Below are 11060 nucleotides of genomic sequence, written 5' to 3'. Positions count from 1 at the left end.
AGAAAAAATGCATTACTCTATGATTTCATAGATAATTTCATCTGGATGGTTTGAATGATTTGATGATCGTGTAGCAATGTAGCAAATACATTAAATGACAAAGTGTTTTGGGTTAATCAATGCCTTTTGCAGATAAGAGTGTATATTTGATTCTTAAAAAATATATCGCTTATAAAAAAAATGTTTGAGATTCAATCAACCCAGAAGTAAACATTTTCTGGCTTCTTCCGGGTTTAATATACATTTCCTAAAGCAAGAAACAGACCACGAAAAAATTGACAAATCAATATTTCTTGGTTAACTGTAACGGCTCGCAATCAAAAACCACTTGGCCCGCAATCAGCGCATCAAATTGGCCCAAATTAATTGCGACTAGGCCCACATTATTTACAACTGAACTTTTCTCCTACCACCAGAAAAACGTCTGTTTATTTTATTGGTCTTCTTGAAAAGTACTCTAATTTGGAGTACTATTAAAATAGACAAATAATTTGGTGAAATGCTTGATAAAACCATGTCATGTTGACTTAACAACAAAGGCAAAAAAAAACTTAACTAAAGTGCCTGAATATATAAAGGAAAAGCTACTCTTATGGGTGGATTCAGTTGAACGTATCGGAATCAACAAAACCAGAATTATTCCTGGTTATCATGATGAGCTATTAAAAGGAGACCGCTCTGGGCAACGTTCAATAAGATTAAATAAAGCTTATAGGGCGATTTACATTGAAAAAGAAAACAAAGAGATAGTTATTATTTCTGTCATTGAGGTAAATAAACATGAATACTAATGCACGAGAGTATCTAGAAAAATCTGTAGGTAGATTAACTTTAGGTAAAGCTATTCGCTCTATTCGTCATGGTGAAGGAGCAAGCCAGATAGATTTTGCCAAACAACTTGGTGTTTCAAAGCAGTTTTTATGTGATTTGGAGCATGATAGGAAAATTGTAAGCGCAAAAAAGGCCAAGCAGTTTGCCGAAAATTTGGGGTACTCATCAGAACAATTCATTGCACTTGCTATCCAAGACTCTCTGAAACACGATGGTATCCATATGATTGTTGACGTAAAAGCAGCTTAATAAGAAAAGATCATGATTACAAGATCGCTTTATTTTGATTTTCTCTATGAGTTATTTTGTTTGTTTTAAACAAATTTTTATGAGAAATCAGATCACCAAGAAAACGGACGTTTTTCTGGTGGTAGGAGAAAAGTTCAGTTGCAAATAATGTGGGCCTAGTCGCAATTAATTTGGGCCAATTTGATGCGCTGATTGCGGGCCAAGTGGTTTTTGATTGCGAGCCGTTACAGTTAAGAATAAATAACTAGAGTTGGCATGTTAGAAGCATTATTACAGCAGGAAGAAGGAAAACTGCTTGAGTTTAAAGAAAATACCCAATCATTAAACCGAATAGTACAACCAATTATCGCATTTGCGAATACGGCTGGGGGTACTCTTGTTATTGGAATTAAAGATAAAACAAAAGAGGCTATAGGCATTGATGATGTAGTACAGGATGAGGAACGCATAGCCAATGCAATAGCTGATTCTGTATCACCTTTACTTGTTCCTTATTTTCAATTTTATACCTGGAGAAATAGAGATTTTTAATCATTTCAGTTAACTATGCTCCTGCCCCTTATTTTTTAAAAAGTAAAGGGATCGAAAATGGAGTGTATATCCGTTTAGGATCCACAAACAGGGTAGCAGATCAATCGACAATAGCAGAAATTCAACGTTTGGCGATTCATCAAGGTTTTGATGAGCAACCAAATATTAAGGTAAAAAAAGAAGATATTGATTTTCAGCGCGCAAAAAAGCTTTTTGCTGATCAAGGAAAAAAGTTTGATCTTAATATTGCCAAATCACTTCATTTGTTAGTTCCTCACCAATCTACAGATTATCCATCCAATGCAGCTGTTCTTTTATTTGCAAACAAGCGACGTCTTTTTTTCCTGATGCAATCATTAAGTGTGGATGCTTCGCCGGAACAACAAAAACAGAAATTATTGATCAACAAGAAATTGACCTGCCTTTGCCAATTGCTGTAAATCATGTCATTTCATTCATTGAACGCAATACTGCTCAACGCAGTGAAATTGGACGAATTCATCGAGTAGACATTCCTCAATATCCACCGATTGTTCTTCGGGAAGCGATTATAAACGCAATTGTACATGCTGATTATTAAATAAAAGGAGCAAGGATACAGGTTGCTATTTTTTCCAATCGACTTGAAATAACAAATCCTGGAGCTTTACCTTATGGGCTCAGTCTTGAAAAAGCATTAAGTGGCATTTCCCAATTATGTAATCGTGTTATTGGGCATGTATTCAGGGAACTCAAGTTAATCGAGAGATGGGGTTCTGGATTAGGGCGTATGGTCGAAGTGTGTCATATGCAAGGCTTGAGTGAGCCTAAGTTTGAAGAACTTGATCACTATTTTCGCGTAACGCTTTATCATGGGGTACATGCGATATCAGTCAAAATACCTTGGCAACAAGATATAATTGAATACCTCACTAAGAATCAGGCTATATCTACCAAAGAAGCAAGTAAGCTATGGAATGTTACGGAAAGGACTGCATCAACCAGGCTAAAAGCAATGGTTGAGAATGGATTAGTTCGAGAAGTGAGCACTAATCCCTATGATCCAAAGAAAAAATTTATTCTGATAAAGTAAATAACATCTTTTTATCCACAAAATCTATAAAATACGAGCAATTATCTCAATATTCATTTAAAAAGCGCATGAGTATTTTGATGAAAACGAACCTTTAGGTGGATGGTGGGATCCTAAAAAACATCCATTCAGGTAACCTTAAGTCTGTAGTATTATCAAGACTAGTGAGTCACTAAAAAAAGAATGACTGAACACAATTTATTCGATAGAATGATCAATATTTAACCGTTCTAGGAAAAAGCGTTCGGTTGATTGTTGTTTCAAACCCAATTAAGGAAACGTGGTAATGAGTAACATTCTAAATAGTACAAATCAATTTTCCCCCTCAATGAGCAACCTTAAGATCTTATTTTCAGTGTTTTTATTCTTTGCCTCAAAAACTTTAATTACATCTCAATCCAATACGTAAAAAGTACTGGTAATTAACCCAATAATTAAGAGTTTCACGTCTCCATGCTTATCTTAAGGTTAACTTGATAATCATGTGACACTATTTCTATTTTAAAAGTGGATGACCCATTCGTTGTAAGGAAGAATCATGTCGTATCAAAAACTGGAACTTGAGCTGGTGTCTTCACTCCATCAATCAGAACATATGGAGCAGGACAATCTCACTCAGAAAACAAAAAAAGATAAAGAGCGTTTTGAGAAGATAGTAAGTACTCAAAATAAAGTACAAAAAATCAAAGCAGATCTTAATAAACTGATTCAATCAATGAATAACAATCCTAGTTTGCTGTCGCGTGCTGCAAGTTTTTGGCATGAAATCCCCTTGTGGCAAAAAATTACCGCAGGTGCAGTGCTCACCGTACCTCTTTTGATGATTGGACTCATGGCAAATCTGGCAGCCCTTATTACGCTCAGTATTGTTACTGGAATTATTTATACGGTAAGCCACATCCTTCTTGAAAATCATCAGAGTCAAAATACAGACAATATCGAAAATTTAAAGGCAGGAATTTTAAGTCTTGTTGATCTGCTGGATTCGGTTATTTCAACTTTAGAGCTCTTACGCGAACAACTGGCTATTGAAATCGATGCATTTCAGAAAGAAAATACGCGCCTAACCCAAAATGTTGCTCAATTTTGTGAGCAGATTAAAACATTAAAATCAGAAATCATTGAGCTGACTGATACCGAAAAAAAACTTCGTGCAACCCAGGTTGATCTTGAACATACTGCCACAACGCTTAAAGGCCTCTATAGAGGAGCAGTCTCAAGTTTTAGAAAATACTCAAAAACAATTGGAACAGGTGGTAAAGGCGTATAAAGAAAATCAAAATCAGTTAGCTGATAAAATACAAGAACTTGATGACATTAAAGAAAAAATGGGGAAAGAGGTTGAACAGGCGAGAGCTGTTGGACTTGTCTTAAGTGGAACAGTTGAAACATTTTCTAACATGATTATTCAAGACAAGGAGCAGCGAGCTGCGTTTTTAAAAAGATTAGAGGAATTTTTAACCAATAAAGAGAAAAGCTTTGTTGAGGTAGCAGACCGAATCTGTGATGCCGAACGCAAACTCTCTGTAGTTACAAAACAATTAGAAGCAAGTAATCAGAGGTATCGCAAGCTTTTAGACAGGCAGGAACAACAGATTATTCGCCTGGAACAAATTGATGTGGTTCAACCCGAAGAGGTGCAGGAATCATTTGATGGTGTTAAGCCAAGCATTAATGGGTTTTATGCAATAAAAAAAGAACCTCCATTTTTGCCGGAGTCTACCCTTGGGGCTGCGATGATAGCTGTACTATAAGTGTCAAATAGTTTACTTAGGAGACTGCCTTTGAACAAGCGCGGTCTTCAGATTAAAATAGCTGTATAGAAAAAAAACATCAATTGATGCTTTTTTGGAGTAATTATTTTGATAGAAGACGAGTAAACCACATGGAATTAAGAACTGTAGCATTTGAATCAGGGCTAGTGATAAGTTAGAGAACAATCCCACGTAGTTATTACTTACTTTTAAACTCATGAGCTAGTGCTGTTTCAATTAGGTATTAGACCTCCCAAATAGTTCTACAATTAAGTGACACGAGGGATAACCTAATGCATCATTGTTTTGGTAAGTCTAGGCGGATTGAATATGCTATTTAACTGCGGCTTAGTACGCTCTATTAAAAAAAAGATAACGCACTTTTCAAAAGAGTTGAAAAGTTATTTATTCATACTTTATGAGGTGGCTAAAAATACCAAAACACCCTGGCTCCCTAAAATGATAGTGATTTTCACGATAGCTTATGCATTAAGCCCAATCGATTTAATTCCTGATTTTATTCCAATTTTAGGATATTTGGATGATTTGATTCTACTGCCGATTTTAATTTTTATTGCTATAAAATTGATTCCTTTGGATGTGTGGGATGAATGTCGCGTTAAAGCCTATACTCGTAAAGAACCATTACCAAAAAATTGGATTGCTGCTTGGGTAATCATTTCTATTTGGATTATGTTATTCATTCTGGCTATAGAGTATGCAACATAATACCGTGTGATTTAGTTCATGTTGGTGGTTTGATAGCAAAAAATACCTTAATCGATGATGTATTGGCACATTAAAAAAATCGCTCAATTTTTTAATGTGAATTAGCATTTTGTTTGAAAATAATAGACTTTAATCGTCTTATAAAAAATATCAGTTAGGTAGCTTATTGCTCTATCCATTAAAACATCTGATTTATAGGGTTTTGAATGGGCTAAAGTGCTACTAATGGCATCATTAAATTGTGCATTTTTGGCCAGGATTAACAGTATGTGCTCGGGTTGGGTGTGGAGAAATTCGCCACTTAATAAATGAAGGTTTTCAGCAGTGACCGTTTGGGAAGAAAGGAATAATAAACCTCATTTTCTAACATGTAAAATAATGGATTCATTTATTTCCTGTGAAGCTTTTTTAATGAAGAATATCGTTTCTGATTCTATTATGGTCTTTACTTTTGTTGCGAGCTGTGGATATAGGCTATTGTTTTTTCGATATGGATGAATGGTTTTTTTAATAAGTTAAGCCGCATGGAGTTGTGTGTTTCAAGTCAAATAATTCATTGCAACAATCTCTTTCAGATTAAATGAATGTGTTTAAATAATTTGGGGTGAAACGGTTGACTTATACCTATGCAGGGTATATACCTATAGGGGTATAGGAGGATAGGACCTAATGATTCATCACGCAACCCATGAAAAAGAGTTGCATCGCTTAAATCGAGCAATTGGCCAACTTGAAGGCATTAAACGCATGATTGAAGACAAACGCTATTGCATTGACATTTTGACGCAAATTCGCGCGGCGCGTAGTGCTTTAAAAACAATTGAATTGAGTGTCTTAGATACGCACATTAAGGGGTGTCTTGGTCATATTGCCACATTAAGTGATGAGGCAATGCGTGACCAAAAATTAAATGAAATTATTGCATTATTAAAAAAATACGAATAGGTGCATTATGGAGAACAATCATCAGCATCATAAAGGACACCACGCCACTAAAACGCACGCAGCTTCATGCTGTCATAAACCCAACGAACCAAAAGATTCAGAGAGAACGAAATCAAGTGGTTTTTATATTTGCCCGATGCATCCAGAGGTACCCCAAGAGAAACCCGGTAATTGCCCAATTTGCGGCATGGCGTTAGAACCAGAAGCAGCGGGTGTTGAAGAGGAAGTGAATGCAGAGTACCTGGATATGAGGCGGCGTTTTTGGATGGCTCTTATCTTGACTTTGCCCTTGTTTTTCTTGGAGATGGGCGGTCATTTTATAACGGAAATCATTCCTGCAAGTGGATCAACCTGGCTGCAGCTAATACTCGCGACGCCTGTCGTTTTATGGTGCGGATGGCCTTTTTTTCAACGAGGTTATCAGTCACTTAAAACACGTCAGCTCAATATGTTTACCTTAATTGCTATGGGTATCGGTGTGTCTTGGGCTTATAGCATGGTGGCGGCATTAGTGCCCGGACTGTTTCCGGCTGCATTTAAAAATGCAGAAGGTTTCGTTGCTGTCTATTTTGAAGCAGCGGCAGTGATTACAACCTTGGTTTTGTTAGGCCAAGTTCTGGAGTTAAAAGCACGGGAGCAAACAGGAAGTGCGATTCGCGCCTTATTAAGTCTAGCTCCAGAAAGTGCACATCGCATTGGAACAGACGGTCTTGAAGAAGAAGTCCCCCTGGATAAAGTCCAAGTCGATGATTTATTACGCGTACGACCGGGTGAAAAAGTGCCGGTAGATGGCGAGGTGATGGAGGGGCAAAGTCATATCGATGAGTCGATGGTGACGGGTGAGCCCATGCCCGTGAGCAAAGAGGTTGGTGCCAAAGTCATTGGGGCTACGATGAACCAAACGGGAAGCTTTGTCATGAAAGCCTTGCACGTGGGCAGTGATACCATGCTCTCACGCATTGTGCAGATGGTCAGTGATGCCCAACGAAGCCGTGCGCCTATTGCGCGTTTAGCGGATAAAGTATCCGGTTGGTTTGTGCCCGTCGTACTCTTCATTGCTGTTTTTGCTTTTATCGTATGGGCATTAGTAGGACCACAACCGTCATTGAGTTATGGTTTGATTGCGGCCGTTTCAGTTCTTATTATTGCCTGCCCCTGTGCACTGGGCTTGGCAACACCGATGTCGATTATGATTGGGGTAGGGCAGGGGGCTCGCGCGGGTGTTTTGATTAAAAATGCTCAAGCCTTGGAACAGATGGAGAAAGTCAATGTGCTGGTTGTGGATAAAACAGGAACATTGACGCAAGGGCGACCTGTACTCACTCGCATTATTACTGATGAAGCATTTAATGAAAACGAAGTACTGACCCTGGCTGCTTCGGTCGAACATCAAAGCGAACACCCACTGGCTCAGGCAATTGTCGCTGCCGCAAAAAAACAGCAATTATCTTTTACCGGCGTCGCGCAATTTAATGCCCCAACGGGCAAAGGCGTTACGGGTGTTGTGGATGGTTATCAAGTGGCCATAGGTTCTCTTCGATTCATGCAAGAGTCTGGCATTAAGGATAATTCTGAACTCATTAAAAAAGCCGATAATGAGCGTGCTCAGGGTGCAACGGTTGTGTTTTTGGCAGTGGATGGGGTAATGGCTGCGATTTTGGTCGTGGAAGATCCCATTAAATCCAATACCGCACTCGTCATTAATGAATTACATCGAAGTGGAATCGAACTCTATATGCTCACTGGAGACAGTAAAAAAACAGCCTTGAGCGTGGCAAACACGCTGGGTATCAAGAATGTTCTGGCAGAAGTGATGCCTGAAGAGAAGAGCAGGCACGTACGTGAATTAAAAAACAAAGGGTTTGTGGTGGCAATGGCAGGGGATGGAGTCAACGATGCCCCTGCACTTTCAGAGGCAGATGTTGGTATTGCGATGGGAACAGGTACTGATGTTGCGATTGAAAGTGCTGGCATTACTTTGTTACATGGTGATTTGGGAGGAATTCTTAAAGCGCGTCATTTATCAATGGTGACCATGAGCAATATTCGCCAGAATTTATTCTTCGCCTTTATTTATAATGGGTTAGGGGTACCAATAGCTGCTGGGGTGTTGTATCCAATGACAGGATTGCTGTTAAGTCCCATCATTGCCGCGGCTGCGATGTCCTTGAGCTCTGTTTCAGTGATTGGTAATGCACTGCGATTGCGCAGGATTAAATTAAACCCAACAAGCGAAAAAAAATGATAAAAAAACATATCGTAATTTGTTTTCTTTGTTTTTATTCATTTGCTCAAGCAAAACCATTGAGTATTAGGGAGGCCGAGCATTTAGCACTGAATTTATCCCCTGAAATCCAGCAACTTAAAGCAAAAGCAGATGGGTTACACCAGCAATCCATTGCGGAGGGACAACTTTCTGATCCGCAACTCACGGCAGGTGTTATTAATGTTCCCACCAATTCATTTAGTTTCACTCAAGATGAAATGACCATGCTTGCAGTAGGGGTGCAGCAACAATTTCCTCGAGGCCATTCTTTAGCAATTAAATCCAAGCAGACAAAAGCTTTAGCTACCGCAGAACATAGAAAAGTAAGAGAGCAAATCTCTCTTTTACTTCGGAATGTGCGCGAAACTTGGCTTGAGCTGTATTATTGGAATGAGGCTTTGGAGATTATTCACGATAACCAAAAAATCTATCGACGCTTACTTAAAGTCAGCGAGTCCCAATATGGCATAGGAAAGACCAATCAATCGGATGTATTGCAAGTACAGGTGGAATTGTCTCGTTTGTCCAATCAAGAATTGCAAATCGAGCAGCGAATCGATTTGTTATGGGCTCAATTAGGGCGTTTTATCGGTCAGCAGGAAGCGCAACGCAACTTGTCCGAAAACTTACCTTTCTGGTTAAAACCACCTTCCCGTCTTATTTTGCAACAACGCTTAACAACGCTTAACAACGCTTAACAACGCACCCTTTGATTCAAATTGATAGCGCAACTATTGAAGCTGCTCGTCAAGAGGTGGCCTTGGCAAAAGAGCAATACAAGCCTGGTTGGCTCTTAGGTGCCAGTTATGGTTTTCGTCAAGGTCAGATGCCTAATGGCATGCCGCGCTCGGACATGCTCACCGCGCAAGTCACCGTTGATCTACCCCTTTTTCCGGGTAAGCGTCAGGACAAGCAATTTCAGGCCAGTGTCTATCGGTTGCAAGTGTCTCATTTAGATAGGGCGATTCATTATCGCGATTTATTAAAGGAGCTTCAGGCGCAGTATGCGATTTGGGAGAAATTGTTACAACGAGAACGCATTTATCAACAGCAATTACTTCCCGAAGCAAAGCAAAATGCAAAGGCTTCATTGCTTGCTTATCAAAATGCTACGGTTGAAATGAACACCGTATTACGTGCTTACAGTAATGAGTTGGATATTCGGCAAGAACAATTGCAAGTGCTTATTGAGCGAATGAAAGCACGTGTTGCCTTGCTGTATTTAGAAGGATTGGCCACATGAATAAAGGTAGACTTTTAATTGCTGGATTAATTTTGATTTCAATAATTATTGGAGTGGTTATTGGGCGTTACTCACTCTCACCCAATTCATCCCCAAAAAAGCCTTTGTATTGGATTGATCCTATGGAGCCACAAATTCACTACCCAAAAGCCGGTAAATCGCGCATGGGGATGGAGCTTGTTCCTGTCTTTAGTGAGGGTGGGATGACCGATGAATCAGGTGTTCTTATTTCTCCAACCGTAATTAATAATTTAGGTATACGAACCGCGCAAGTGAGACAAGGCTCGTTAAGCAGGCAGATTGAAACTGTGGGTTATGTGACGCCCAATGAGAATGAAATCAGCCACATCCATACTTATGCGAATGGATGGATCAAAAAATTGTTTGTTAAAGCAGTAGGTGATGTAGTTCATCGTCATCAAGTGGTGATGCAATTGTATTCACCGATGCTCACTAATGCGCAAGAAGAATATTTAATTGCCTTGGGCAGTAAAAATAAGGCATTAATCGATGCTTCCTATAAGAAACTACAAACCTTTCACATTGCTGAAGAACAAATTCAGCAATTAAAAAACACCCATAAAGCCAATCAATTGATTGATATTTATCCGCATCAAAATGGTGTGGTTGTGGATTTGAAAATTAGAGAAGGGATGTACGTTACTCCGGATACCGAAATGATGAACATTGTTGACTTGTCCAAGATTTGGATTATTGCTGAAGTGTTTGAAGAGGAAGCCAATAGTGTGAAGGTAGGTGAGAAAGCCGTTGCAACTCTGGCTGCTTTTCCAGGGAAACATTGGGAAGGACAAGTGGAATATGTTTATCCAGAAGTGGACCCCACTACGCGCACCCTTAAAGTCCGGTTTCTTTTTGAAAGTCCAAATACCCTGTTAAAGCCTAATATGTATGCTACGGTTTCATTAGAAGTTACTCCCAAACTCAATGTCCTTAGTATTCCCATTGAAGCACTGATTCAAAGCTCTAAAGGCAGCAGGGTTATTGTTTCCTTGGGTAATGGCCGTTTTCAGGTTCGTAAGGTGACTACTGGAATTGAATCAGATGGACGTATTGAAATTCTATCAGGACTTAAAAGGGGTGAATGTGTAGTCACTTCAGGTCAATTTTTAATTGATTCAGAAAGCAATTTAAAAGCAGGCCTTGAGCGTCTTGACACCAAGAAAGAGGCAAAAACCACGCCAACTAAAATTAAAGGGCGAGGGGTGATTCAGTCCATTGACCTAACAAAAAGAGTCGTTACTTTAAACCATGAAGCGATTTCTGATTTGGGATGGCCTGCGATGAACATGGATTTTTCAGTCGATAAACAGGTTCCATTACAGAAGTTTGAAGTCAATGATAAGTTGACCTTCTCATTAAAAAAAGAAGGTCAGCAGTTTATCCTTGTTGACCTGCGTAAAATGAATTAGGAAAACTAAG

At 39.1% G+C, this 11060-nt stretch carries 14 protein-coding genes; all 14 read left to right on the top strand.

Features of this window, described 5'->3' with window-relative positions; translation table 11 throughout:
* Positions 1–494 precede the first annotated feature (494 nt).
* The 14 genes from Lani_RS14980 (at position 495) to Lani_RS14930 (ending at position 11050) form a co-directional block, all read left to right on the top strand.
* Positions 495–791, top strand: coding sequence for a type II toxin-antitoxin system mRNA interferase toxin, RelE/StbE family (locus Lani_RS14980; RefSeq protein WP_082654130.1), 297 nt, complete (start codon positions 495–497; stop codon positions 789–791).
* On the top strand, positions 781–1080 hold the full coding sequence (locus tag Lani_RS14975; protein ID WP_058388671.1) for a helix-turn-helix domain-containing protein: 300 nt from the start codon (positions 781–783) through the stop codon (positions 1078–1080). Before Lani_RS14980 ends, Lani_RS14975 begins: the two co-directional genes overlap by 11 nt.
* Positions 1081–1335: 255 nt before the next feature.
* Positions 1336–1611, top strand: coding sequence for an AlbA family DNA-binding domain-containing protein (locus Lani_RS19870; protein ID WP_058388670.1), 276 nt, complete (start codon positions 1336–1338; stop codon positions 1609–1611).
* A 62-nt stretch (positions 1612–1673) separates the two neighbouring features.
* Positions 1674–2051 (top strand): hypothetical protein, encoded by a 378-nt coding sequence (locus Lani_RS19865; protein ID WP_058388669.1) that lies wholly within the window; start codon positions 1674–1676, stop codon positions 2049–2051.
* The gene (locus tag Lani_RS20290; protein ID WP_156415170.1) at positions 2036–2191 is read left to right on the top strand and encodes a hypothetical protein; all 156 of its coding nucleotides are present in this window, start codon (positions 2036–2038) and stop codon (positions 2189–2191) included. Before Lani_RS19865 ends, Lani_RS20290 begins: the two co-directional genes overlap by 16 nt.
* Positions 2192–2683: an ATP-binding protein gene (locus Lani_RS20285; RefSeq protein WP_082654129.1), complete on the top strand. Its 492-nt coding sequence runs from the start codon at positions 2192–2194 to the stop codon at positions 2681–2683.
* A 538-nt stretch (positions 2684–3221) separates the two neighbouring features.
* Complete coding sequence (locus Lani_RS20890) at positions 3222–3953, top strand: hypothetical protein (RefSeq protein ID WP_223499668.1); 732 nt, start codon at positions 3222–3224, stop codon at positions 3951–3953.
* Positions 3937–4437, top strand: coding sequence for a hypothetical protein (locus Lani_RS20885; RefSeq protein WP_223499670.1), 501 nt, complete (start codon positions 3937–3939; stop codon positions 4435–4437). The genes Lani_RS20890 and Lani_RS20885 overlap by 17 nt, the downstream gene beginning before the upstream one ends.
* A gap of 330 nt (positions 4438–4767) precedes the next feature.
* Complete coding sequence (locus Lani_RS14950; protein ID WP_058388667.1) at positions 4768–5166, top strand: YkvA family protein; 399 nt, start codon at positions 4768–4770, stop codon at positions 5164–5166.
* 669 nt (positions 5167–5835) lie between these two features.
* Entirely contained in the window at positions 5836–6111 is a 276-nt protein-coding gene (locus tag Lani_RS14945; protein ID WP_082654128.1) for a metal-sensitive transcriptional regulator, read from the top strand.
* Positions 6112–6118: 7 nt separating this feature from the next.
* On the top strand, positions 6119–8356 hold the full coding sequence (locus tag Lani_RS14940) for a copper-transporting P-type ATPase (RefSeq protein ID WP_058388666.1): 2238 nt from the start codon (positions 6119–6121) through the stop codon (positions 8354–8356).
* Complete coding sequence (locus tag Lani_RS20880; RefSeq protein WP_223499672.1) at positions 8353–9075, top strand: TolC family protein; 723 nt, start codon at positions 8353–8355, stop codon at positions 9073–9075. Before Lani_RS14940 ends, Lani_RS20880 begins: the two co-directional genes overlap by 4 nt.
* Positions 9076–9086: 11 nt before the next feature.
* The gene (locus Lani_RS20875) at positions 9087–9620 is read left to right on the top strand and encodes a TolC family protein (protein ID WP_223499674.1); all 534 of its coding nucleotides are present in this window, start codon (positions 9087–9089) and stop codon (positions 9618–9620) included.
* Positions 9617–11050 carry an efflux RND transporter periplasmic adaptor subunit gene (locus tag Lani_RS14930; protein WP_065233484.1) on the top strand — a complete coding sequence of 478 codons (1434 nt, stop codon included), beginning with the start codon at positions 9617–9619 and terminating at the stop codon, positions 11048–11050. Before Lani_RS20875 ends, Lani_RS14930 begins: the two co-directional genes overlap by 4 nt.
* Positions 11051–11060 lie beyond the last annotated feature (10 nt).

This window comes from Legionella anisa, assembly GCF_001467525.1.
Lineage (GTDB): Bacteria > Pseudomonadota > Gammaproteobacteria > Legionellales > Legionellaceae > Legionella > Legionella anisa.
The sequence above is the reverse complement of the archived record's forward strand: the minus strand, read 5'-3'. Positions and strand labels throughout refer to the sequence as shown.

Excerpts from the sequence above, each read along its gene's own strand:
- Lani_RS14975 (WP_058388671.1), top strand. The coding sequence starts at position 781 with ATGAATACTAATGCACGAGAGTATCTAGAAAAATCTGTAGGTAGATTA.
- Lani_RS19870 (WP_058388670.1), top strand. The coding sequence starts at position 1,336 with ATGTTAGAAGCATTATTACAGCAGGAAGAAGGAAAACTGCTTGAGTTT.
- Lani_RS20890 (WP_223499668.1), top strand. The coding sequence starts at position 3,222 with ATGTCGTATCAAAAACTGGAACTTGAGCTGGTGTCTTCACTCCATCAA.
- Lani_RS14950 (WP_058388667.1), top strand. The coding sequence starts at position 4,768 with ATGCTATTTAACTGCGGCTTAGTACGCTCTATTAAAAAAAAGATAACG.
- Lani_RS14945 (WP_082654128.1), top strand. The coding sequence starts at position 5,836 with ATGATTCATCACGCAACCCATGAAAAAGAGTTGCATCGCTTAAATCGA.
- Lani_RS14940 (WP_058388666.1), top strand. The coding sequence starts at position 6,119 with ATGGAGAACAATCATCAGCATCATAAAGGACACCACGCCACTAAAACG.
- Lani_RS20880 (WP_223499672.1), top strand. The coding sequence starts at position 8,353 with ATGATAAAAAAACATATCGTAATTTGTTTTCTTTGTTTTTATTCATTT.
- Lani_RS14930 (WP_065233484.1), top strand. The coding sequence starts at position 9,617 with ATGAATAAAGGTAGACTTTTAATTGCTGGATTAATTTTGATTTCAATA.